General features: G+C 66.5%; 18 protein-coding genes and 1 pseudogene. 9 read left to right on the top strand and 10 right to left on the bottom strand.

All coding sequences use genetic code 11. The features are described 5' to 3' along the window. Nucleotides 1-427 (top strand): annotated as a pseudogene (locus LDO54_RS18130) (AraE protein); the annotation flags it as partial. Between the two features lie 47 nt (nt 428-474). Here the strand turns inward: LDO54_RS18130 and LDO54_RS18125 are convergent. Both LDO54_RS18125 and LDO54_RS18120 read right to left on the bottom strand, forming a co-directional pair. Next, entirely contained in the window at nt 475-669 is a 195-nt protein-coding gene (locus LDO54_RS18125) for a hypothetical protein (protein WP_224012057.1), read from the bottom strand. Nucleotides 670-778: 109 nt separating this feature from the next. Beyond that, nucleotides 779-1237 (bottom strand): Lrp/AsnC family transcriptional regulator, encoded by a 459-nt coding sequence (locus LDO54_RS18120; RefSeq protein WP_224012056.1) that lies wholly within the window; start codon nt 1235-1237, stop codon nt 779-781. 129 nt (nt 1238-1366) lie between these two features. Here LDO54_RS18120 and LDO54_RS18115 point away from each other — a divergent pair, with 129 nt between their 5' ends. Then, nucleotides 1367-1981: a cysteine dioxygenase family protein gene (locus LDO54_RS18115; protein WP_224012055.1), complete on the top strand. Its 615-nt coding sequence runs from the start codon at nt 1367-1369 to the stop codon at nt 1979-1981. A gap of 8 nt (nt 1982-1989) precedes the next feature. Here LDO54_RS18115 and LDO54_RS18110 read toward each other — a convergent pair whose 3' ends face one another. The 5 genes from LDO54_RS18110 to LDO54_RS18090 all read right to left on the bottom strand — a co-directional run bounded on the left by LDO54_RS18110 (nt 1990) and on the right by LDO54_RS18090 (nt 7353). Continuing rightward, the gene (locus LDO54_RS18110) at nt 1990-4725 is read right to left on the bottom strand and encodes a mechanosensitive ion channel family protein (protein ID WP_436975620.1); all 2736 of its coding nucleotides are present in this window, start codon (nt 4723-4725) and stop codon (nt 1990-1992) included. 156 nt (nt 4726-4881) lie between these two features. Then, the gene (locus LDO54_RS18105; protein WP_224012053.1) at nt 4882-5526 is read right to left on the bottom strand and encodes an NAD(P)-dependent oxidoreductase; all 645 of its coding nucleotides are present in this window, start codon (nt 5524-5526) and stop codon (nt 4882-4884) included. A gap of 149 nt (nt 5527-5675) precedes the next feature. Continuing rightward, on the bottom strand, nt 5676-6143 hold the full coding sequence (locus LDO54_RS18100; protein WP_224012052.1) for an Rrf2 family transcriptional regulator: 468 nt from the start codon (nt 6141-6143) through the stop codon (nt 5676-5678). A 122-nt stretch (nt 6144-6265) separates the two neighbouring features. Further along, the gene (locus LDO54_RS18095) at nt 6266-6811 is read right to left on the bottom strand and encodes a hypothetical protein (protein WP_224012051.1); all 546 of its coding nucleotides are present in this window, start codon (nt 6809-6811) and stop codon (nt 6266-6268) included. Between the two features lie 2 nt (nt 6812-6813). After that, nucleotides 6814-7353 (bottom strand): GNAT family N-acetyltransferase, encoded by a 540-nt coding sequence (locus LDO54_RS18090; protein ID WP_224012050.1) that lies wholly within the window; start codon nt 7351-7353, stop codon nt 6814-6816. A 95-nt stretch (nt 7354-7448) separates the two neighbouring features. Between LDO54_RS18090 and LDO54_RS18085 the strand changes: the two genes are divergently transcribed. Together LDO54_RS18085 and LDO54_RS18080 are read left to right on the top strand one after the other, a co-directional pair. Continuing rightward, nucleotides 7449-8030, top strand: a complete 582-nt coding sequence (locus LDO54_RS18085) for a DJ-1/PfpI family protein (RefSeq protein ID WP_224012049.1) — start codon at nt 7449-7451, stop codon at nt 8028-8030. Between the two features lie 88 nt (nt 8031-8118). Continuing rightward, nucleotides 8119-8445 carry a hypothetical protein gene (locus tag LDO54_RS18080; RefSeq protein WP_224012048.1) on the top strand — a complete coding sequence of 109 codons (327 nt, stop codon included), beginning with the start codon at nt 8119-8121 and terminating at the stop codon, nt 8443-8445. Nucleotides 8446-8535: 90 nt separating this feature from the next. Here the strand turns inward: LDO54_RS18080 and LDO54_RS18075 are convergent, their stop codons facing one another. Continuing rightward, a complete protein-coding gene (locus LDO54_RS18075; protein ID WP_224012047.1) occupies nt 8536-10347 on the bottom strand; it encodes a sensor histidine kinase in 1812 nt (603 codons plus the stop codon). A gap of 460 nt (nt 10348-10807) precedes the next feature. Between LDO54_RS18075 and LDO54_RS18070 the strand changes: the two genes are divergently transcribed. From LDO54_RS18070 to LDO54_RS18050, 5 genes are all read left to right on the top strand, one after another. Beyond that, on the top strand, nt 10808-12010 hold the full coding sequence (locus LDO54_RS18070) for an ammonium transporter (RefSeq protein WP_224012046.1): 1203 nt from the start codon (nt 10808-10810) through the stop codon (nt 12008-12010). 960 nt (nt 12011-12970) lie between these two features. After that, a complete protein-coding gene (locus LDO54_RS18065) occupies nt 12971-13840 on the top strand; it encodes an IclR family transcriptional regulator (RefSeq protein ID WP_224012045.1) in 870 nt (289 codons plus the stop codon). 411 nt (nt 13841-14251) lie between these two features. Further along, entirely contained in the window at nt 14252-15640 is a 1389-nt protein-coding gene (locus tag LDO54_RS18060) for an MdtA/MuxA family multidrug efflux RND transporter periplasmic adaptor subunit (RefSeq protein WP_224012044.1), read from the top strand. A gap of 5 nt (nt 15641-15645) precedes the next feature. After that, nucleotides 15646-18777, top strand: coding sequence for an MdtB/MuxB family multidrug efflux RND transporter permease subunit (locus LDO54_RS18055; protein ID WP_224012043.1), 3132 nt, complete (start codon nt 15646-15648; stop codon nt 18775-18777). Between the two features lie 4 nt (nt 18778-18781). After that, the gene (locus LDO54_RS18050) at nt 18782-22090 is read left to right on the top strand and encodes an efflux RND transporter permease subunit (protein WP_224012042.1); all 3309 of its coding nucleotides are present in this window, start codon (nt 18782-18784) and stop codon (nt 22088-22090) included. 52 nt (nt 22091-22142) lie between these two features. Here LDO54_RS18050 and LDO54_RS18045 read toward each other — a convergent pair whose 3' ends face one another. Beyond that, on the bottom strand, nt 22143-22823 hold the full coding sequence (locus tag LDO54_RS18045; RefSeq protein ID WP_436975619.1) for a nucleotidyl transferase AbiEii/AbiGii toxin family protein: 681 nt from the start codon (nt 22821-22823) through the stop codon (nt 22143-22145). Beyond that, nucleotides 22814-23293: a helix-turn-helix domain-containing protein gene (locus LDO54_RS18040; RefSeq protein WP_224012040.1), complete on the bottom strand. Its 480-nt coding sequence runs from the start codon at nt 23291-23293 to the stop codon at nt 22814-22816. Before LDO54_RS18040 ends, LDO54_RS18045 begins: the two co-directional genes overlap by 10 nt. Between the last annotated feature and the right edge of the window lie 109 nt (nt 23294-23402).

Here is a 23402-nt window from a genome sequence, read left to right as displayed (position 1 = left end):
GCGCATGATGCTCGAACCGAAGTCGGCGCAAAAGTTCGTGCCCGAACTCAACGACCTGCTGGTGCGCAGCCACGAACTGGCCTCGCAGATCACGGCGAGCGCGCCGCTGTTGCGCAGCACCGCGAATCTCGAAGCGGGTGCGGGAGAAAGCGTGAAGCTCGACGCGCTGGAACGCGCGTTCGACTGCGTGCGCGAGAATCTCGTGGCCGCCGAGGCCGGCACGGCGGTGCCCGACGATCAGCTCGACATCACGAAGCGCATGACGCGCGAACTCGACACCATGGTGGTCGACGCGGAACGCGCGCTGGGACCGAGCGCCGAACTCGCGCAGGATCTGAAGCTGCTCGCGCATCAAGGCAAGCAGATGCTCGCGGCGTCATGGCTGATTCGCCGCGACGCGAGCCTGATCCGTCTGCCGGAAGAGTAATGCGTGACGAGTAACGCGGGTAACGGCTAACGCGGCGCGATCAAGCGTTATTGCGTCGCGCTGCCCGCCTGCGAAGCGGCCGTGCTGGTCGCCGCGTGGCTCGCCTGGGCGCCGACGGTCTCGTCGTAGTCGCGCTTGCTGCGCAGCGCGTTGAACAGCACCGTGCCGATCACGAACAGCACCACCACGACGATCAGGACGCCTACGCCCAGCGTGGGGTTCTTCTTGCGCGGTTCGTTCATGTAACGTGCCCTGCCCGATGAGGTGAGGAAGAAGGAACGGGCATTCTACGCCGCCGCGCCTTGCAGACGGCTTGCGCTCCAGACGACGGAGAGAACGTGCGCAAAACGCTCACGTCCCGCGCACCGGCAGCGCCGTCGAATACTTGATCTGCTCCATCGCGAAACTCGAACTCACGTCGAACAGCGGCACGGCGCGAATCAGCTGCTTGTAGATGCGGTCGAAGTCGTCGATATCGGACACCACCACGCGCAGCAGATAGTCGGTTTCGCCGCTCATCCTGTACACCTCGACGATCTCGGGAAAATCCTGCACCGCGCGCGTGAAAGCCTGCGCCCACGCCTCGGTGTGCTGGTTCGTGCGCACCGCGACGAACACCGTCGTGCCCACGCCCAGCTTTTTCGGATCGCACAGCGCCACCTGCGCGCGGATCACACCGGTTTCCTTGAGGCGCTGCACGCGTTTCCAGCACGGCGTCTGCGAGAGATTCACGCGCTGCGCCAGCTCGGCGACCGGCATGGTGGCGTCCTGCTGGAGCAGCTCCACGAGCTTTTTATCGATGATATCCATTCCCGCCTACCCCGTCGTATAGAAATTTCTTCTATCTTACGCCGCAATGGAAAAAAAGAAGGGAAACTCTTTCTCGGCGCCAATCGCTATAACTCTGTCTAGGAGAACAACACGACACGAGGCCATCCGATGAACGCGCCCTTTCACCCCGCGCTGCTGGAAACCGCACACGCCGCCGCCGTCGCGCGCCTGTGCGGCACACTCGACGGCGTGTTCGACACCTGCGCCCTCGCCCATTGCGGTCACGAAAACGCCGACGACGATCCGTCGCGCTGTGCGGCGTTCGGGCAAGGCGTGCGTTTCGCGCTCGCACAGGCGCTGGCCGATCCCGCGCTCGTCTTGCCCGCGCAGCGCGTGGGCGGCGCGGATCGTTATCGCCGCCATCTGATCGCCGCCGATCCGCGCGGCCGTTATGCGGTCGCGACGCTGGTCTGGCAGCCGGGTCAGGCGAGCCCGGTGCACGCGCATCACGCGTGGTGCGGCTACGCCGTGCTCGACGGCACGCTCACCGAGACGCTGTACGGTTGGGATGAAGCGCGCGGCGTCGCCGAATTCCGGCGCGCGCACGAACGGACGGCAGGCACATCCGGCGCGATGGCGTTCGGCGGCCCCGGACGTGCGAACGTCCATCGGCTCGCGAACGACAGCGCCACGCAGACGGTTTCGCTGCATGTGTACGGCGTGGCGGGCGAGCAGATCGCCACGCACGTGAACGACGTGCTGCCGCTGGCCGAGACGGCCTGACATCGCGCTCAGTTGCGTCCCGCTGTTGGAATCTGCGGCGGCGCGCCTTCGGGACTGCCGGTCGGCGGCGGCGCGGGTCGCGGTTCGTGCGAGGCGTCGCGCGTCACACCGCGCGTGGTGATGTCGCTGGCCGCCGCCGCTTCCTTCGCTTCGGCTTCCTTCGCTTCGACTCTGGCCTCGGCACGCGCCCGCGCTTCGCCCGACTCCGGCGCGCCGCCCGCTTCGTCGAGCCCCGCATCGGAGTCGGAACCGTTGCCGGGTTCGCGCCCGTCGTCGCCGCGCGGCGACATATGCACCTGCATCTGCGGCACCGGCATCTCGATGCCCGCCTCGTCCATATGCCGCTTCAGGCGCGCATTGAACGCCCGCGCCACGCTCCACTGCTGCAACGGCCGCGTCTTGATCTGCCCTTTCACGACCATCCAGTTCGGATCGAAGCGGTCGAGCCCCCACACCTCCACGGGCCCGAGAATCTCGCGCCGATAGCGGAAATCCGCGACCAGTTCCGCGCCGGTCTCGCGGATCATGCGCGTGACCGTATCGAGATCGACGGAAAACGGCACACGCACTTCGAACACCGCGAACGCGAAATCGCGCGACAGATTCTTGACGATCTTGATCTGCGAAAACGGGATCGCGTGGATCGCGCCCTGCCCGTCGCGCAGCCGCACGGTGCGAATCGACAAATGCTCGACCGTGCCCGCGTGGCCGTTGTCGAGATCGATCCAGTCGCCGACCGAAATCGTTTCTTCGATGATGATGAAGAGGCCCGTGATCAGGTCGGTCACGAGCGACTGCGCGCCGAAGCCGATCGCCAGGCCGATCACGCCCGCGCCCGCAAGCAGCGGCGTCACGTTGATGCCGAGATTCGCCGCCGTGACGATGCCCGCGATCGTGAGGATCGACACGAGCAGCGCGTTGCGCACGAGCGGCAGCATCGTGCGCGCGCGCGTGCTCGGCGCGCGGCCCTTGGTGCGCGGGCCGCTCGGGTTGAGCGCTTCGAGAATCGCCGTATCGAGCACGATCCACACGAGCCACGCGAGAAACACCGTGAAGAGAATCGCGAAGATCGCGTGGGCAATGCCGCGCGCGGCCACGTTCGCCTCGATGATCGCGGCGAGCGAGACGTCCCAGAGGCGCGCACACGACTCGAAATACGCGAGCCAGACGAACAGCACGAGCAGCGTGCCCGCGAAGCGCAGCAGCCGGCGCAGATACGGCGAGCGCCGCCGCACGCGCGTGAGATCGGGCCGCGTGATGCGGAACACCACGGCCGAGAGGAAGAACGCGAGCACCAGCAACAGCGCGGTGACGACCGAAATTTGCAGCACGTCTTCGTGGCTGCCGATGCCGCCGAGCGTCGCCACGATCGACGCCGCCGCGAGCAGCAGCATGGGCAATTGCCAGAGCGAGGCGAGCACGTCGAAGACTTCGGTGAGCGCCTTGTGGTCCGTGCGTAATTGATAGCCGCGGTTGCGGATCAGATGCGCGACGGGCCGCCGGAAGCCGATCGCGAACACCGCCGTGAGCACGGCCGCCGTCATGTTCGCGAAGGTCGAGACCAGCGCGGCGAGATTGACGCCCAGTTCGCTCGCGACTTCGTAATTGGTGGCCGCGTCGCCGAGCGCGGCGAACACGCCGATCGCCCAGAGCAGCCGCCGCGCATCGCGGATCAGCACGTTCACGGCCACGCGCCGGTGCCCCGCGCCGAACAGCGAAAACATGATCAGACAAATCGACGAGAACACCGCGCCCGCCACGATCGCATAGGCGATCACCACGCCGATCGTGCGGCCGAGCGCCTGGGGCAGTGCGCGCTCCACCATCAGCGCGCCGATGAACGCGACGATCCACGGCGCGACGCGATGCAGCACGAACACCAGCAGATCGATCGTGCTGGGATTGGGCTGCAGGTGCACCTGCACGGAAAAGCGCCGCAGCATGCGGCGTTCGAGCCAGCGCAGCGTCGCGGCGCAGACGCCCCAGCCGAACAGCAGCGCCGCCATGTCGAAGACGATGCGCCCGAGGCTTTCGCCCTCGCCGCCCGAGGCGATCGTGTAGATCTCGATGCCCGCAGCGTTGAAGCGGCCCGCCCAGTAATGCAGCGGACTGCGGCCGCGGCGCGCGTCGGCTTCCACCGAGGCGAGGCCCGAAGCGATCGCGCCGAGCAGGCCGGACGCGTTCGCCGCCGCGCCCGAAGCCGGCGCGGGCGCGACGTTCGCGGACGCCGAACGCAGTTTCTTGAGCTGGGAGACGAGCGCGTTGCGCTGCTTGTCGTTGTCGAGCGTGGTGATGACGCTGTCGAGCGAGCGCGTGAATTCCGCCTGGCTCGCGGGTGACGGCGCCGAGGCGGCGTCGGCGGCCGAGGCGCCCGAAACCGGCAAGGGCGCGCCGGTGATGAGGCTGCGCAACGCGGGCAGCACCGGCACGGCGACGGGCGCGGCCGGTGCGGCGGAAGCCGCGGACGCGTCGGAGGCCGCAGAGGCGGATGGCGTGGCGGCCGCAGCCGAATCGGCGGCGAACGCGGGCGCGCACAAACCCAGGCCGCTCGCCAGCGCGAGCCGGATGATCAACCACACGACGAGCCGCGCGCACACGGCCCACGGCGCCGCGGCATGCGCGCGAACGCCGGACTCACGAAGATCGCGGCGCGCCCGCAGCGCAGCCAATACAGAACCCGACGCGGACGGCCGCACGCGTTGCGGCGTCCCGCCCGCGTCGTCCCGTCCGAAGCATGGATTCATGACGAAGGGGCGAAATCAGGACGCTCCAGTGTAGCCGCAGACGCCACAGCCACGCGTCATGCGTGCGTAACAGAATGCAAGCACGGGAATGCGAGCGCGAGAACGCAAACGCGGACCTGCCGCGCGGGGCGCGAACGCCCTTCGCGCGGCGCCGCATCAATACGCGACCGTCGCGATCTGGCGCACGAAGCGCGCTTGCTCCAGTTCGTCGACGAAGGCGATCGCGTAGTCCTCGGCGGAGATGCGGCTGTCGCCGTTCGCGTCGGCGATCAGCGTGTTCGCGCCGGTGCGGAACGTGCCCGTGCGCTCGCCCGGGGCGATCAGCGCGGCGGGGGCGAAGAAGGTCCAGTCGAGGTCCGTGACCGTGCGGTAGTAGCCGAGCGCCTCGCGGTGCGCGAGCGCGATCGGCTTGTAGGCGTCCGGGAAGCCATCGGTATCGACGAGCTGTTTGCCCGGCGCGACTTCGAGCGAGCCCGCGCCGCCTACCACGACGAGACGCGTCAGGCCCGCGGCGCGCGTGCCGTCGACGAGCGCGCGGCTCGCGATCTGCAGATCGCCCAGTTGGCTGAACGGCGGCGCATAGGCGCTCGCCACCACGTCGTGGCCGCGCACCGCCGCCGCCACGCTCGCGGCATCGAGCAGATCGGCCTTCGCGGCCTGCACGTTCGGACCGGCGACGACGCGCTCGGGCTGGCGCACCAGCGCGCTCACCTGATGGCCGCGACGTGCGGCTTCAGCGGCGATGCGCGAACCGACCATGCCGGTGGCGCCAAAGAGGGCGATTTTCAGCGACTTGCTCATCTTGCGAACTCCTGTTTGGGATGACGGATTTATGTAACCAATTTAGTTACATTTAAGGCTCTAAAAAACGGGGCGACGCCCCGTTCGGTGAAATCGTGTACGGCTCTATCCTGCCGCCCTGCCCAACTGCTGCCCGACTGCTGCGCGCCTCACGCCCGACGCTGCGCCTTCGGCGCGCGCGTGCGTTCGAGCTTGCGCTCGTTGCGCTGCATGTCCTCGACCACGTCGGTCAACGTGCGCGCGGCCAGCGACGCTTCCATCGCGCGCTGCGCATCGTCGATCACGCCGCGCAGCGACTGCTGGATGTGCCGCCCCACCATGCAGGCCGGATTCGGCTCCTCGCGATGCATGGCGAACAGCTGCGCATCGTCGACCGCGTGATAGATCTCGAGCAGCGAGATCGTGCGCGGCTCGCGCGCCAGCAGCGCCCCGCCGCCCGCGCCCAGCTGCGACGTGGTGAGCCCGGCGTTGGCGAGCATCGTCAGCAGACGGCGGATCAGCGCGGGATTCGTGTTCACGCTGCCCGCGATGATGTCCGACGACAAGGGCTCGCCTTCCTGCAAGGCCAGCAGCGCAAGCACGTGAACGGCAAACGCAAAACGGCTACTCGTATTCACGGCGAACCGGCCGCAGCGCGTGCGGCAAGATGAAGTGTAACCATGATAATTACATTAATTCCATTCGTCAAACCGTCAAACGGCGCGGGCGGCCCGTGACGGCTTGCCGCGCCCGCCGCCCGTCACTGGCTGGCGCCCGGCGACGATCCCGCCGCCGCGTCGCTCGCGGCCCAGCGCTGCAGCGAATGGCCGGCGATGGACAGTCCCGTGCCGGTGGCCGCCGCCGCGTTGCCGAGCATCGCGTGCGCGGCGCTCGCTGCTTCGCGCCACTGGCCGCGCGCCTGCGAGGCGAGTTCGGCGCTGGAGTCGCTGGCGTTTTGCGCGATGGACGCACTCGCGTCACTGGCGCGATCGGCCTGCGACTGGACGTGCGAATCGATGGTCGCCTGGGTCTGCGACGCCGCGTGATCGAGCTGGCGCTGCGCGGAATCGAGCTGCTGATTCACGAAGCTCGCCGCGTGCCCCAGCGCCTGCGCCGCTTGTGCCGACGCCTGGCTCGCCGCGGCCTGCACGGCTTGCTGCGCCGCGTCGGCGGACTTGTTGGCGAGATCGGACGCCGTCTGATCGTGTTTGTCGCAGCCCGCCAGCAGCGCGCACAGGAGCGCCGGCGCGACGGCATAACGCAGGAGAGTGCGCTTCGATACCTGCTTCGATACCTTCAAATACATGGTCATCCTGAAAAAGACACCGCCCTGAGCGGCTTGCAAAGATGAAAACGCCGCAATGATACGCTGCCGCGCCGCACCCGTTCTTCCGCGACGAGCGAAAAACCCGCGCGCTCGAACACGGGCCGCGCGAGCGCGCTGGCGTCGGTGTCGAGCGTGCTCGCCTGTGCCTCGCGCGCCAGCGCTTCCAGCCGCGCGATCAGCGCCGACGCCAGCCCGCGCCGCGTCCATCCGGGCGTCACGTAGAGCATCTCGACGTGATCGACGGGAAAGAGCTGCGCGAACGCCACCGGCGCCCCCGCATGTTCGGCGATGAGCGTCACGCCGCGCGCGAGCCGCGCGTCGAACTCCGCGAGATCGTCGGCGCTGGTCGACCAGGCGGCACGTTGCGGCGCGTCATAGTGCGCCCCCGCCAGTTCGTTGACGGACGCGCGAAACAGCGCCGCGAGCGCCGCCGCGTCGCGGCCCGGCTCGTAGGTCCGCCAGCCGATATCGGCGAACGTGGGTGCGTCCGGCGCGCGAGGCTGTGAAAAATCGTCAAACATGCTGGAGTAGACTGCGTGGGGTCCCTTTATGTTCCATGTTCCACGTTACACCGTTTCACGCGTGCAACCCGCTGTTCCACCGAGGAGACAAAACCATGGCAGTGAAGAAGATCCTGTTTCTCACCGGCGACTTCGCCGAGGACTATGAAACGATGGTGCCGTTCCAGGCGCTGCTCGCGATCGGCCACAAGGTCGATGCCGTCTGTCCGGGCAAGAAGGCCGGCGAGCGCGTGAAGACCGCGATCCACGACTTCGAGGGCGACCAGACCTACACCGAAAAGCCCGGCCATCAGTTCGCGCTGAACGCGAGCTTCGACGAGATCGATCCCAAGCGCTACGACGCACTCGCCATCGCCGGCGGCCGCGCGCCCGAGTATCTGCGGCTGAATCCGAAAGTGATCGAGATCGTGCAGTACTTCGCGGGCGCCAACAAGCCGATCGCGGCCATCTGCCATGCGGCGCAGTTGCTGGCCGCCGCCGAAGTGATCCGAGGCAAACGCATTTCGGCCTATCCGGCCTGCGCGCCCGAAGTGCGGCTCGCGGGCGGCGAATATGCCGATATCGCCATCGACGCCGCCGTCACCGACGCGCCCTTCGTCACCGCGCCGGCCTGGCCCGCGCACCCCGAATGGCTGCGCCAGTTCCTCGTGCTGCTCGGCACGCGCATCGAGCCCTGACTTATCCTGTTCGCCTGTTTAGGATCGGTCTGATGGTTTTTGTGCCAGGCACTCCCGACAATTCCCTGTGGATTGCGGGAGTGCGCCGATGGACCTGACAGACTGGATTGTGTTGCTCGTGATCGCCTTGATGGCGATCGCTTTCTTTTGCCGCCGCGCGCATCGTCGCGGCACGGCCGCCGAGCGCGCGCGCCATCTGCGCGGCACGCGCATGCTGATCCAGGCGGCCATTGCGCTCTGGGGCGCGCTGCTCATGCTCGAACGCGCCTTCGTCTCGCCGGCCGGCATACCGTTCGGCGCGGCACTGAGCACGCAGAGCGTGCTGGGCGTCGTCGTCGTGCTGGCTGCGGCGGGCTGTCTCTGGTCGATTCGCGGCCATCAACTGCTCAAGACGCGGCGCATTTTCGCCTGCTGAGGGTGTGCGCGGCACGGTGCGCGCCCAGCATGGCCGGTTCAGCACCGCACTTCGCCTTTAAGTTCGCTTCGCGTCACACGCCCGCCCACGTCAAACACCAGCGCCATCCGGCGTGCCGCCCGCAACCGCCAGCTTGCCCGCCGCCTTGAGCGCGGGCGCACGCGCAGCCGGCGCGCTGTCCCCGTCCCCGCCATTGCCACCATTGCCACCATTGCCACCATTGCCACCGTTAGCACCGTTAGCACCGTCTCCGCCACGCAACTCGCGCTCGTGCGCGGCCAGCAAGGCCGCTGCGTCGCCCGGCGCGGGCGGCACCACCGCGAGCGCGTCGGGCAGCGAGAGATAGAACGTCGTCCCCTCGCCCTCCACCGACTCCACCCACACGCGCCCGCCGTGCCGCTCGACCATGCGGCGCACGAGCGCGAGCCCGATGCCCTCGCCCGGCGCGACGTTGCCGTGCATGCGCTGGAACGCCTGAAAGAGCCGCGGCAGCGCCACTTCGGGAATCCCGAGCCCGTTGTCGCGCACGTAGAAAATGTGCAGCGATTCGACGCCCGGCGGCGCATCCGCCGCGCCGATCTCCACGCGCCCTTCGCGCGCCGGATCGAGATAATTGAGCGCGTTGCCGATCAGGTTCGCGAACACCTGTTCGAGCGCCGTCGGGTCGCCCCAGACGGCGGGCAGCATGCGCACGCTCACCTGGGCGTTGCGCGCGCGCACCGACGCATGCATGGCGTCGACCACGCGCTGCACCAGTTCCTGCACGTTCACGCGCTGACGCCGGTACTCCACGCGCCCCACGCGCGCGAGCCGCAGCAGCGCGTCGATGATGTGCGAGGCGCGCAGGACCGCCGTCTGCAGGTAGCGCAGCGCCTCGCCGATATCCTCGTTGATGATGCGCTCGATGCGTTCGCGCGCCTCGGGCGTCAGCGACGACTGCGCGACGCGATCGCGCAGATCGTCGCAGGCATGGTGAAGCTCGCGCGAAAAACCTTGCAGATTCACGAGCGGCGCGCGCAGATCGTGCGACACGCTGTGGATGAACATCTCGTTTTCCTGGGTCTGCTGGCGCAGGTTCTCGTTGATGCGCGCCAGTTGCTCGGCGCGCCGCGCGAGGTCCGCCTGAAAGCCGACGCGCAGACGTTCGGCCTCGACGAGCCGCTGACTGATCTGGTGCAGCGTGAGGTCGAGCTGGGCGATCTCGTCGTTGCCGCTGGTGAGTGGCGCGAGCGGCTCGTTGCCCGCGAGACGGCCGGCGTTGTCCGACAGCGCGTCGAGACGGCCGCGCACGCCGCGGATGAACAGCCACACCGAGATCGCCACCAGCATGATCGAGCCGATCACGGCCGTCACCACCAGCGACTCCTGCTGCGCGCGCGCCTGCTCGGCCACCGTCACGCGCATCACGTCGAGGCGGCGCTCCTCGGTCTGGAACGCGGACACCTGCGTGCGCACGCGATCGAGCACGTCGTAGTCGGTGAAGGTGCGAAAGCGCTCGACGAGATCGGCACGGCGGCCCGAATGAAGCAGATCCTGAATACGGTCCGACCATTGCCGGTAGCTCTGCACGGTCTGGCGGATCTGCACGGCGCGCTCGACCTGAGGCGGATTGTCGGCGACCAGTTCGGCGAGACGGTCGATGCGGCGGTCGACGTCCATCCACAGCAAGACCGGCGTGCGGAAATTCGTGTCGCCGGTCGCCACCGCGCCGCGCAGGCGCACCGACTCGACCAGCACCGGCTCCAGCACACGGGCCGCCTGGGCCAGCACGGCCTGGCTGTGCTGGCCCGCGCGCTCGGCGCTTTCCGCGTCCGCCTCGGCTTTCACGATGGCCGACAGCAGCGTCAGCTCGAAAACGGCGGGGATCGCGATCAGCAATAGCCCTTTGGTGGTGAGGCGCATTGTGTGGCGGCCTGGAGCGTGTGGACGGCTAGCGGTTTTTAGCCCACCCATTATGTCGGCGTTTGTGCCCCAAGTGCGGCGGAATTGTGCTGCGGCGGCCATTTTCCGGTTGGCGTGCGCCAGCGCACCGAACATTTCTAAATGCCGACAAACCTTTGATTCAGAAAGCAAAAACGAATAAATCGCCCCAGACTGGCGCGCAAGATCACCAACTTCGCGCGCAAGCACTGCTTTTGTGCGATCGTGACGTGCACGCGCGGTGCGCAACGCGTATCGCGCCCCGTTCTGGCGCCCGTCGCGCGCACCTGAAACGCACCTGAGACCGCACGGAAATAGCCGATCCGGTGCAAACGCGCACCGCTTCAATGCCCGACGCGAACGCTCGTTCACCAGTTTGGCGCGAAGCTGGCCCACATCTTGCTCAATACGCGCCTCTTTTGGGCAAATGCAGGACGCAAGGATGGACACTCTCAAGACCGGTACCGATACGCTCTTTCTGCTGCTGGGCGCCGCCATGGTGCTCGCGATGCACGCGGGATTCGCGTTCCTCGAACTCGGCACTGTGCGCAAGAAGAATCAGGTCAACGCACTCGTGAAGATCCTCGTCGACTTCTCCGTGTCGACGATCGCGTATTTCTTCATCGGCTACACGATCGCCTACGGCGTGCAGTTCTTCTCGCCGGCCGCGCTGCTGGCCGAGCACAACGGCTATCAGCTCGTGCGCTTCTTCTTCCTGCTGACCTTCGCGGCGGCGATTCCGGCCATCGTGTCGGGCGGCATCGCGGAACGCTCGAAGTTCAATCCGCAGCTGTTCGCGACGTTCGTGATCGTCGGCTTCATCTATCCGTTCTTCGAAGGCATGGTGTGGAACAACCGCCTGCACTTCCAGGACGCGATCACGCACGTGTTCGGCGTGCCGTTCCACGACTTCGCGGGCTCGGTCGTCGTGCACGCGTTCGGCGGCTGGGTCGCGCTGCCCGCCGTGCTGCTGCTCGGCGCGCGCCACGGCCGCTACTCGCGCGACGGCCGCATCGCCGCGCATCCGCCCTCGAACATTCCGTTCCTCGCGCTCGGCGCGTGGGTGCTGGCCGTCGGCTGGTTCGGCTTCAACGTGATGAGCGCGCAGACCATCGACAAGATCAGCGGCCTCGTCGCCGTGAACTCGCTGATGGCGATGGTGGGCGGCACGCTCTCCGCGTGGCTCGCGGGCCGCAACGACCCGGGCTTCACCTATAACGGGCCGCTCGCGGGCCTCGTGGCCGTGTGCGCGGGCTCGGACATCATGCAGCCGCTCGGCGCGCTCGCGACGGGCGCGGTGGCGGGCGTGCTGTTCGTCTATATGTTCACCTGCGTGCAGAACCGCTGGCGCATCGACGACGTGCTCGGCGTGTGGCCGCTGCATGGCCTCTGCGGCGCGTGGGGCGGGATCGCCGCGGGCATTTTCGGTGCGCGCTGGGCGGGCGGCATCGGCGGCGTGTCGCTGGGTGCGCAGATCGTCGGCACGCTGGGCGGCATCGTGATCGCCTCGCTCGGCGGCTTTGTGGTGTACGGGGCGCTGCGCGCGATCGTGGGCCTGCGCATCGATCAGGAAGACGAGTACAACGGCGCCGACCTGTCGATCCACCGCATCTCGGCGACGCCGGAGCGCGAGACGGTTTTCTGATCGCGCCCGATTGCGCACGAGTGTGCGTGACCACGCTTGAGTGAGTTCGATAAAGGCCAGCGCGATGCTGGCCTTTTTTATTGCGGCCTGATCGTACGACCGCGTATCGTTTTCGCCGCCCAAGAGAATGGGCTACAACAGGCAGTCAGCGAAGTGAAACGACGGCCCGCAATCAAACGTTGAGCACACATCGTTGAGGACGCACCCTTTACAAAATGCAAACGCTGCTGCGCCGAAATCAAACATGCGGGCAGCGTTCATATTTTTCCGGCAGACTTCAGGTTTGACGTGCGCTAGCGCACAGCAAAAAAAAAGCGTCACGTGTGAACGTGACGCTTTGAAAAGTTCTAGCCATTCCGAGGGCCGTGCTAGAACCTGAGAGCCGGTATTCGACAAGGACGACGTTTGTCTGACCTTCTTCCGCAATGCATTGCAGACCGCGGCGACACACACGCGGATTCGGCAATGGGGACGTTTTTCATGCCCGCCGAATGGGTAGGCGGCTCAGTGCGCGAAGTCCCGAATTTATGCTCAATGCATAAACCGAGGCACATAAAAACCCCGCAAGGCCGCGGGGTTCTTTGCGCAGGTGAAGTTCGCTACCTGGCCTGCATCCAACCCGCCTTCGATTGCCGCTCGCGCAATATATGCACAACGTTTGCACGCGTTGCTCGCATAACGTTTGCCCGCGCGAATATCTCGAAGTCCTGTCGAAATCAGGTTCCATTTTTTATCTAGACGCTGACTAAGTCAAGCAAAATCTAACCAAAATACGCGAACTATCAAACACCTTACGAGTGCCCCAAAAAACCGCTGCTGCGACCCGCTTTCCCTGATGTAGCCTGGCTTTTGTCCGATGGATCGGTACCTGTCGGGCACGAAAATCGGTCTCGATTTAAGCGTTAAAACTCGCATCTCGCGCAAACAAAATTGAAATAGCGTTTCGGAAATTCCACGCTCATGACCACCGCTCCCGATCACCGCGTCCGTACCGACACGTCCCGCGACAAAGACGGCAACGCCGAAGAAGTCACCGCGCTCGCCCGCGGCCTCGCCGTGCTGCGCGCCATCGCCGCCGCCGACGTGGCGCTCGGCAATCGCGAACTCACCGAACTCACGGGCATCCCGAAAGCGACGCTCTCGCGCCTGACCGGCACGCTCGTCTCCACGGGCTTCCTCGCCCGCCTGCCCGACAGCGAGCGCTTCGTGCTCACCTCGTCGGTGCTCGAACTCTCGAACGGTTTTTTGCGCAGCTCCGACCTGCGCGCCCGCGCGCGGCCCTTCCTCACCCGACTGGCCGAGCGCACCGCGCTGTCCGTGCATCTGGCCGTGCGCGACCGGCTCGACATGGTCGTGATCGACGCCATCCGGCCGCGCTCGGCCGTGCTCGTTTCGCGGCTCGAAGTGGGCGCGCGCATCGACATGAGCCGCACCGCCGTGGGCCGCGCCTATCTCGTTTCGCTCGAAGCCGCCGAGTGCGCCGAGCTCACCTCCGCCCTGCAAGCCGCCGCGGGCAACGACTGGGGCTTCGTCAGCAGCCGGCTCGACGCGGCGCTGGCCGAAACCGCCGAGCAAGGCTACGGCATGGCGATCGGCGAATGGTACGAAGGCCTGAACGCGATCGCCGGCACTTTCTTCGGCCCGAGCGGCGAGCTCTACGCGATCAACTGCGGCGGCGCCGCGCAGCAATGCCCGCGCGACTGGCTCGTCACGCACGCGGTGCCGATGCTGCGCGAGTGCATCGAACGCATCGCCACCGAAATCGGCGGCACCGCCTGCCTGCCGCCACCGCCTGCCGCGAAGGTCGCCGCGACCGCTCATCAGGCTTGACCAGGCCCATCCTGGCCCCCGTCCTGACGGACAAATGACACGCCCTGTAACGTTCGTAACGTCTCGAAAGATACGGTACTGGACTGTAACGAACACAGCGACGTAGCATCATGCTTTTTGCCGCCGTAAGGAGTCTGTACGGCGTCGAATGTGCCTTCGCGGATTCAGCGCGCATCGCGCACGCACCCGCGCGGCCCCGTGATGACAACCCGCGACGTCAGGCCGACCGCCCCTCCCGCCAGCCGTGCACCGCACGCCAGCCAGCGTGGCGGCGCCTGACATCAAGCTTGCGCGCGCCTCGCGTAGCATCGGCGGCCTGCGCCGCAGCCACCGACGCTACGCGGCACGCCGTACGCGCAGCCAATCCGCTCAACCGACAAGCAGTCACCGACCTCGTAACCGACCTGACCGATGGATCAACAAGAAAAGCGCCCCGATTCCCCTCGTCGCGACACGCCGTCCGCCAACGCCACGCCGCCGTCGGGCGAGGTCCGGCGCAAGAGCCGCGGCAAGCTCATCGCCGTCGTGATCGTGTTGATCGTCGCGCTCATCGCGCTGCTGCGCTGGCATCCGTGGAACCTGAGCCTGAAGGGCGAAGCGGGCGCGCCCGGCGCGGCGAGCGGCGCGCATTCGCGCCGCGGCGGCCCCGGCGCGTTCGCCAACATGCCGCAGCCCGTGAGCGTCGCCACCGCGAAGGCCGGCGACATGCCCATCGTCATCACGGCGCTCGGCACGGTCACGCCGCTCGCCGACGTCACGGTGCGCACGCAACTGTCCGGCACGCTCCAGAGCGTGAACTTCGAGGAAGGCCAGATGGTGAAAAAGGGCGATGTGCTCGCGCAGATCGACCCGCGCCCGTACCAGATCTCGCTCGCCAACGCCGAAGGCCAGTTCGCGCGCGACCAGGCGCTGCTCGCCACCGCGCGCCTCGACCTCAAGCGCTACCAGACGCTGCTCGCGCAGGACTCGATCGCGAGCCAGCAGGTCGACACGCAAGCCTCGCTCGTCAAGCAATACGAAGGCACGGTCAAGTCGGATCAGGCCAACATCGACACCTACAAGCTCGATCTCACCTACGCGCGCATCACCGCGCCGGTCTCGGGCCGCGTGGGCCTGCGTCAGGTCGATCCGGGCAACTACGTCACCTCGGGCGATACCAACGGCATCGTCGTGCTCACGCAGTTGCAGCCGATCAGCGTGATCTTCACGACCTCGGAAGACAACCTGCCGTCGATCATGAAGCAGATGCGCGCGGGCACGAAGCTGTCGGTGACCGCCTACGACCGCAGCAACACCACGATGCTCGAAACCGGCTATCTGCAGACGCTCGACAACCAGATCGACACCACGACCGGCACCGTCAAGCTGCGCGCGAGCTTCAAGAACGACGACCAGTCGCTGTTCCCGAACCAGTTCGTCAACGCGCGCCTGCTGGTCGACACGATCCACAACGCCGTGATCGTGCCCACCTCGGCCGTGCTCAACGGCTCGCAGGGCCAGTACGTCTACGTCGTGAAGCCGGACAACACCGTGACCGTGCGCCTCGTGAAAGCCGGGCCGATCGACGCCGAACGCACCAGCATCGCCTCGGGTCTCGCCGTGGGCGAACGCGTCGTGATCGACGGTTCGGACCGCCTGCGCGAAGGCTCGAAAATCACGATCCCCGCCGAGCGGCCCAAGCACGCGTCGGGTGCGTCCGGCGCATCCGCGGCCTCGGGCGCTTCCGGTGCTTCCTGGGCCGGCGCCGCCTCGGGCGCTCACCGCCATCGCCGTCACGCCTCTGAAGCTTCGAGCCAGTAAGCCGCATGAATCCTTCCCGCGCTTTTATCCTGCGCCCGGTCGGCACGGCGCTGCTCATGGCGGCGATCATGCTGGTCGGTCTCGTCGCGCTGCGGTTTCTTCCGCTCTCGGCGCTGCCCGAAGTCGACTATCCGACCATCCAGGTGCAGACCTTCTATCCGGGCGCGAGCCCGGACGTGATGACGTCCTCGGTCACCGCGCCGCTCGAACGCCAGTTCGGGCAGATGCCGTCGCTGAACCAGATGTCGTCGCAAAGCTCGGCGGGCGCCTCGGTCATCACGTTGCAGTTCAGCCTCGACCTGCCGCTCGACGTCGCCGAACAGGAAGTGCAGGCCGCCATCAACGCGGCCGGCAACCTGCTGCCCTCGGACCTGCCCGCGCCGCCGATCTACGCCAAGGTCAATCCCGCCGACGCGCCGATCCTCACGCTCGCCATCACCTCGAAGACGCTGCCGCTCACGCAGATCCAGGATCTCGCCGACACGCGTCTCGCGCAGAAGATCTCGCAGGTCGCGGGCGTGGGGCTCGTGAGTCTCTCGGGCGGCCAGCGCCCGGCCGTGCGGATTCAGGCGAATCCGCGCGCGCTCGCCGCCTACGGCCTGAATCTCGACGACCTGCGCACCAGCATCTCGAACCTCAACGTCAACACGCCGAAGGGCAACTTCGACGGCCCGACGCGCGCCTACACGATCAACGCGAACGACCAGCTCACCGACGCCGACGCCTATAAAGACGCCGTGATCGCCTACCGCGACGGCCGCCCCGTGATGCTCACCGACGTGGCGAACATCGTGCAGGGCGCGGAGAACACCAAGCTCGGCGCGTGGGTGGACAACACGCCCGCGATCATCGTGAACGTGCAGCGCCAGCCCGGCGCGAACGTGATCGCCGTGGTGGACAGCATCAAGGCGCTGCTGCCGCAATTGCAGGAGTCGCTGCCGCAGGCGCTCGACGTGCAGATCGTCACCGACCGCACGACCACGATCCGCGCCTCGGTGCGCGACGTGCAGTTCGAACTGCTGATGTCGGTCGTGCTGGTCGTGCTCGTGATGTACCTGTTCCTCGCGAACGTCTACGCCACCATCATCCCGAGCCTTTCGGTGCCGCTCTCGCTGATCGGCACGCTGGCCGTGATGTATCTGTGCGGCTTCTCGCTCGACAATCTTTCGCTGATGGCGCTGACCATCGCGACCGGCTTCGTCGTCGACGACGCCATCGTGATGATCGAAAATATCGCGCGCTACGTGGAAGACGGCGACCCGCCGCTCGAAGCGGCGCTCAAGGGCTCGAAACAGATCGGCTTCACCATCATCTCGCTCACGGTCTCGCTGATCGCGGTGCTGATCCCGCTGCTGTTCATGGGCGACGTGGTCGGCCGCCTGTTCCACGAATTCGCGATCACGCTGGCCGTGACCATCGTGATTTCGGCGATCGTCTCGCTCACGCTGGTGCCGATGATGTGCGCAAAGATGCTGCGCCACACGCCGCCCGCCGAAAGCCGCCGCTTCGAGGCGCGCGTGCACGCGTTCTTCGACTACATCATCGGCCGCTACGGCGTCGCGCTCGAATGGGTGCTCGCGCGCCAGCGGCTCACGCTGCTCGTGTTCGCCGCCACGTTCGTGCTCACGGGCGTGCTCTACGTCTACGTGCCGAAGGGCTTCTTCCCCGTGCAGGACACGGGCGTGATCCAGGCGATCACGCAGGCGCCGCAATCGGTCTCGTATGCGTCGATGGCCGAGCGTCAGCAGGCGCTCGCCACCGAGATTCTCAAGAACGAAAACGTGGAGAGCCTCACGTCGTTCATCGGCGTGGACGGCCAGAACATCACGCTCAACAGCGGCCGCATGCTCATTAACCTGAAGGCGCGCGACGACCGCAGCGAGACCGCCAGCCAGATCATCCGCGATCTGCAACAGGCGACCTCGCATATGCCGGGCGCGACGCTCTACATGCAGCCCGTGCAGGATCTGACGATCGACTCGACCGTGAGCCCGACGCAGTATCAGTTCATGCTCACGACGCCGAACATCCAGGACTTCACAACCTGGGTGCCCAAGCTCGTGCAGCGCCTCCAGCAGGTGCCCGAACTCGCCGACGTCGCCACCGACCTGCAGGATCAGGGCAACTCGGTGTTCATCGAGATCGACCGCGCGAGCGCGGCGCGCTACGGCATCACGCCCGCGACCGTGGACAACGCGCTCTACGACGCTTACGGCCAGCGCATCATCTCGACCATCTTCACACAGTCGAACCAGTACCGCGTGATTCTGGAAGCCGACCCGGTGATGCAGCACTACACCGACTCGCTGAACTCGATCTACCTGCCCTCCTCGACCTCGACCACGGGCCAGGTGCCGCTCTCGGCCATCGCGAAGTTCCACGAGCGGCCCGCGCCGCTGCTGGTCTCGCACCTCTCGCAGTTCCCGGCCACCACGGTGTCGTTCAACCTCGCGCCGGGCGCGTCGCTGGGCGCGGCGGTCAAGGCGATCCAGCAGGCGGAACAGGAAGTCGGCCTGCCCGGCTCGTTCCAGACGCGCTTCCAGGGCGCGGCGCTCGCGTTCCAGGCGTCGCTCTCGAACGAACTGTTCCTGATCCTCGCGGCCATCGTGACGATGTACATCGTGCTCGGCGTGCTCTACGAGAGCTTCGTGCATCCGATCACGATTCTCTCGACGCTGCCTTCGGCCGGTATCGGCGCGCTGCTCGCGCTGATGATCAGCGGGCACGATCTGGACATCATCGGCATCATCGGCATCGTGCTGCTGATCGGCATCGTGAAGAAGAACGCGATCATGATGATCGACTTCGCGCTCGACGCCGAACGCAACGAAGGCAAGCCGCCGCGCGAAGCGATCTATCAGGCCTGCCTGCTGCGCTTCCGCCCGATCATGATGACGACGATGGCGGCGCTGCTCGGCGCGCTGCCGCTGATGCTCGGCATGGGCGCGGGCTCGGAATTGCGGCGGCCGCTCGGCATCGCCATCGCGGGCGGCCTGATCGTGAGCCAGGCGCTCACGCTGTTCACGACGCCCGTGATCTATCTCGCGTTCGATTCGATCGCGGCGCGGCTGCGCAAGCGCTTCGGCGGCGACTCGCATCCCACGCCGCCCGCGCCCACGTCCGGCCCGGAGCACTGACGCGATGAATCTCTCGCGCCCGTTCATCTCGCGCCCCGTGGCGACCACGCTGCTCGCGCTCGGCATCGCGCTCGCCGGCCTCTTCGCGTTCACGAAGCTGCCGGTGGCGCCGCTGCCGCAAGTCGATTTCCCGACCATCTCGGTGCAGGCCACCTTGCCGGGCGCGAGCCCGGAAACCGTGGCGACCAGCGTGGCGAGTCCGCTCGAACGCCACCTGGGCTCGATCGCCGACGTCAGCGAAATGACCTCGCAGAGTTCGGTGGGCAGCACGCGCATCACGCTGCAATTCGGCCTGAACCGCGACATCGACGGCGCCGCGCGCGACGTGCAGGCGGCCATCAACGCTGCGCGCGCCGACCTGCCGACGAGCCTGCGCTCGAACCCCACGTATCACAAGGTCAACCCTGCCGACGCGCCGATCCTGATCCTCGCGCTCACCTCGCCCACGCTCAGCGCGGGCCAGCTCTACGACTCGGCGGCCACGGTGCTGCAGCAGTCGCTCTCGCAGGTCGACGGCATCGGCGAAGTGGACGTGAGCGGCTCGGCCAATCCCGCCGTGCGCATCGAACTGGAGCCGCACGCGCTGTTCCACTACGGCATCGGCCTCGAAGACGTGCGCGCAGCGCTCGCCTCCGCGAACGCGAACAGTCCGAAGGGCGACATCGAGTTCGGCCCGCAGCGCTACCAGCTCTACACCAACGACCAGGCGAGCAAGGCGAGCCAGTATAAAGACCTCGTCATCGCCTACCGCAACAATGCTGGCGTGAAGCTCTCGGATGTGGGCGAAGTGGTCGATTCGGTGGAAGACCTGCGCAATCTCGGCCTCGCCAACGGCAAGCATTCGGTGCTGGTGATCCTGTACCGCCAGCCGGGCGCGAACATCATCGAGACCGTCGACCGCGTGGTCGCGATGCTGCCGCAACTGAAGGCCTCGCTGCCCGCCGACGTCGACGTGATTCCCACCTCGGACCGCTCGGTCACCATCCGCGCCTCGCTCAAGGACACCGAGCACACGCTGATCATCGCCGTGGCGCTCGTGGTGATGGTGGTGTTCTTGTTCCTGCGCAACTGGCGCGCGACGCTGATCCCGAGCGTGGCCGTGCCGATCTCGATCATCGGCACCTTCGCGGCCATGTACCTGATGGGCTTCTCGCTCGACAACCTCTCGCTGATGGCGCTGACCATCGCGACGGGCTTCGTCGTCGACGACGCCATCGTGGTGCTCGAAAACATCTCGCGCCATATCGAAAGCGGCGTGCCGCGCATGAAGGCCGCGCTGCTCGGCGCGCGCGAAGTGGGCTTCACGGTGCTCTCGATCAGCGTCTCGCTGGTGGCCGTGTTGCTGCCGATCCTGCTGATGGGCGGCATCGTCGGACGCCTGTTCCGCGAGTTCGCGCTCACGCTCTCGCTCGCCATCGCGGTGTCGCTCGCGGTCTCGCTCACGCTCACGCCGATGATGTGCTCGCGACTGCTCCAGGAAGCGCACGAGAAGAAGCCGGAAGGCCGCTTTTCGCGCTGGCTCGAACGCGGCTTCGTGCGCATGCAGAACGGCTATGAGCGCACGCTCGGCTGGGCGCTCGCGCACCCGCTGCTGATCCTGATGGTGCTGCTCGCGACCATCGCGCTCAACGTGGTGCTCTACGTGATCGTGCCGAAGGGCTTCTTCCCGCAGCAGGACACCGGGCGTCTGATCGGCGGCATCCAGGCCGACCAGTCGACCTCGTTCCAGGCGATGAAGGTGAAGTTCGCCGAAATGCAGCGCATCGTGCAGGCGAACCCGGCCGTGGATTCCGTGGCGGGCTTCACGGGCGGACGCGCGACCAACGCGGGCTTCATGTTCGTCTCGCTCAAGCCGAAAAGCGAGCGCAAGCTCTCCGCCGACGAAGTGATCGCGCAACTGCGCGGGCCGCTCTCGAACGTGGCGGGCGCGCGCACTTTCCTGCAATCGGTCCAGGACATCCGCGTGGGCGGGCGGCAGTCGAACGCGCAGTATCAGTTCACGCTGCTCGCCGACAACACCGCCGACCTCTACAAGTGGGGGCCGAAGCTCACCGAAGCGCTACAGGCGCGCCCCGAACTCGCGGACGTGAATTCGGACCAGCAGCAAGGCGGCCTCGAAGCAATGGTGACGATCGACCGCCAGAGCGCGGCGCGGCTGAACATCACGCCTTCGCAGATCGACAACACGCTCTACGACGCGTTCGGCCAGCGCCAGGTTTCGACCATCTACAACCCGCTCAACCAGTATCACGTGGTGATGGAAGTCGCGCCGCAATACTGGCAGAGCCCGGAGATGCTCAAGCAGATCTGGGTCAGCACCTCGGGCGGCACCGCGAGCGGCGCGCAGAGCACCAACGCGACGGCGGGCACGGTCACGTCCACAGCCACGTCGAGCGCGTCGTCGGGCGGCACGGGCGGCACCTCGTCGACGAGCGCCGCGACCATCGCCGCCGACTCCGCGCGCAATCTCGCGATCAACTCGATCGCCGCGAGCGGCAAGTCGAGCGCGTCGTCGGGTGCGGCCGTGTCGACGGCGAAGGAAACCATGATCCCGCTCTCGGCCATCGCCTCGTTCGGGCCGGGCACGACGCCGCTCTCGGTGAATCACCAGAGCCAGTTCGTGGCCTCGACGATCTCGTTCAACCTGCCGCCGGGCAAATCGCTCTCCGACGCGACTCAGGCCATCTACGACACGATGGCCGAGATCGGCATGCCGCAGACCATCCACGGCAGCTTCCAGGGCACGGCGCAGGCGTTCCAGCAGTCGCTGAGCAACCAGCCGGTCCTGATTCTCGCGGCGCTGCTGGCCGTGTATATCGTGCTGGGCATTCTGTACGAGAGCTACATCCATCCGCTGACGATTCTCTCGACGCTGCCCTCGGCGGGCGTGGGCGCGCTGCTCGCGCTGCTGCTGTTCAAGACCGAGTTCAGCATCATCGCGCTGATCGGCGTGATTCTGCTGATCGGCATCGTCAAGAAGAACGCGATCATGATGGTGGACTTCGCGATCCAGGCCTCGCGCGAAGGACTGAGTTCGCGCGACGCGATCTATCAGGCCTGCCTGCTGCGCTTCCGCCCGATCATGATGACCACCTGCGCGGCGCTGCTCGGCGCGCTGCCGCTGGCGTTCGGGCGCGGCGAAGGCGCGGAGCTGCGCGCGCCGCTGGGGATTTCGATCGTCGGCGGCCTGATTGTGAGTCAGATGCTCACGCTCTATACGACGCCGGTGGTGTATCTGTATATGGACCGGCTGCGCGTGTGGTGGGATGCGAAGCGCGGGAAGATGGAGCCGCCTGCGCGGGTGGTGGAGTGAAAAAGGCGGCTGGGCATGAGACCCAGCCGTTTTTTTATGCGAAGCCCGTTCTTCAAGCGTCGCCTGGAATCGCCTGGAGAAACGCCTTCGCGGCGCCAGCGCAATAATCGAACGACGGCGTATAACCGAGCGTCTGAATATCGGCGAATCGCGCGGCAAGAAACGGTCGATGCTCGTCGAGCAGCCGCAGAAACGTCGCGCGATGCCGGATCAAAAACGTGCCCGCCGCCATCAACGCATCGGGTTCGCGCTCGATCACGAGACTCAGGTCGAACAAATCGCGCGCGGCGGGACGGTCGCCTCGATACCACATCTTCTTCGCAACGATCTCGGCGGCGGTCTCGACCTTGACCGCCTCGCCCATCAGTTCCCACTCGTCGAAGCCCGGCGAAGTCAGATTGCGCGACACGACGAAATCGATCTCGCCGTCCCGCAGGATCAGCTTCACGAACTGCGCGTGTTCTTCGTAGTCGCCCGTGATTTCCGCGGCGGCGTCGCTGATACGCGGATTGACGTAGCCGAGATACTGCGGATTGGGCACGAAGATATCGATGTCCTTGCTCAGGCGATGGCCGTATCGCAGCATGAGCACGGTCCCGGCGCCGAAGGTCCAGAACGGATTGGACGTGCCATGCGTCCTGATCTCTGCGACGAGTTTGAGCGCATGCCGAAACAGGCTTCGCCATGCGCCATCGGGCAACGAGGCCAACGACGGCGATACGTTCACACCCACACTCCGCGATAGAGATGCAAATCCTTCGACCAGGTGGCGAGGGTTTTCCAGATTTGCCGCGTCGGCGTACCCGAGCTTCTGGCCGCCTCCTCGACCGCCTTGACGACGACCGGCACCGGCACTTCATCGAGGATCGTGGAAATCTGCGACTCGTAACCCTCGGGAATCTTGCCGCTCGCCAGCGCCTTCGCGAGCGTGCGCTCCGTGAGATGCCCCTTGTAGCTGACGTTCGCGCTGACCGTGGCCTTGTGGAGCCCGCGCTGTTCGCTGCGGGGCAAGGCAGCCAGTTCGAGTCCGAGCACGCTCAGGAGCGGAATCAGCTTGTTGACGCCGAGATCGTTGACCTTCCCGGCCTCGAATTGATTGACGGTGACACGCGACAAACCGGCGAGTTTCGCCAGTTGTGCCTGGGTCAGATCGAGTTCCGCGCGCCGCTGGGCGACGGCCTGACCGATTTCGTAGAGTTGCATGGCGCTCTCCGCACCGCCACCGAGGCGGCTACGCGATGTAAAGTATATTTTACATCAAGCCGCACCGGGCGCACGCCGGCTTCAGAGCCTCGACAGGCCTCGACAAGCC

Origin of the sequence: Paraburkholderia tropica, from assembly GCF_914484835.1 — a bacterium.
Taxonomy (GTDB): Bacteria; Pseudomonadota; Gammaproteobacteria; order Burkholderiales; family Burkholderiaceae; genus Paraburkholderia; species Paraburkholderia tropica_A.
This window is presented reverse-complemented; position numbering and strand designations above follow the sequence as displayed.

Bases quoted from the DNA above. Each gene is read 5' to 3' on its own strand.
- LDO54_RS18125 (WP_224012057.1), bottom strand. From the start codon at position 669: ATGAACGAACCGCGCAAGAAGAACCCCACGCTGGGCGTAGGCGTCCTG.
- LDO54_RS18110 (WP_436975620.1), bottom strand. From the start codon at position 4,725: ATGAATCCATGCTTCGGACGGGACGACGCGGGCGGGACGCCGCAACGC.
- LDO54_RS18120 (WP_224012056.1), bottom strand. From the start codon at position 1,237: ATGGATATCATCGATAAAAAGCTCGTGGAGCTGCTCCAGCAGGACGCC.
- LDO54_RS18105 (WP_224012053.1), bottom strand. From the start codon at position 5,526: ATGAGCAAGTCGCTGAAAATCGCCCTCTTTGGCGCCACCGGCATGGTC.
- LDO54_RS18040 (WP_224012040.1), bottom strand. From the start codon at position 23,293: ATGCAACTCTACGAAATCGGTCAGGCCGTCGCCCAGCGGCGCGCGGAA.
- LDO54_RS18115 (WP_224012055.1), top strand. From the start codon at position 1,367: ATGAACGCGCCCTTTCACCCCGCGCTGCTGGAAACCGCACACGCCGCC.
- LDO54_RS18050 (WP_224012042.1), top strand. From the start codon at position 18,782: ATGAATCTCTCGCGCCCGTTCATCTCGCGCCCCGTGGCGACCACGCTG.
- LDO54_RS18055 (WP_224012043.1), top strand. From the start codon at position 15,646: ATGAATCCTTCCCGCGCTTTTATCCTGCGCCCGGTCGGCACGGCGCTG.
- LDO54_RS18070 (WP_224012046.1), top strand. From the start codon at position 10,808: ATGGACACTCTCAAGACCGGTACCGATACGCTCTTTCTGCTGCTGGGC.
- LDO54_RS18095 (WP_224012051.1), bottom strand. From the start codon at position 6,811: ATGTATTTGAAGGTATCGAAGCAGGTATCGAAGCGCACTCTCCTGCGT.
- LDO54_RS18080 (WP_224012048.1), top strand. From the start codon at position 8,119: ATGGACCTGACAGACTGGATTGTGTTGCTCGTGATCGCCTTGATGGCG.
- LDO54_RS18060 (WP_224012044.1), top strand. From the start codon at position 14,252: ATGGATCAACAAGAAAAGCGCCCCGATTCCCCTCGTCGCGACACGCCG.
- LDO54_RS18065 (WP_224012045.1), top strand. From the start codon at position 12,971: ATGACCACCGCTCCCGATCACCGCGTCCGTACCGACACGTCCCGCGAC.
- LDO54_RS18075 (WP_224012047.1), bottom strand. From the start codon at position 10,347: ATGCGCCTCACCACCAAAGGGCTATTGCTGATCGCGATCCCCGCCGTT.
- LDO54_RS18090 (WP_224012050.1), bottom strand. From the start codon at position 7,353: ATGTTTGACGATTTTTCACAGCCTCGCGCGCCGGACGCACCCACGTTC.
- LDO54_RS18085 (WP_224012049.1), top strand. From the start codon at position 7,449: ATGGCAGTGAAGAAGATCCTGTTTCTCACCGGCGACTTCGCCGAGGAC.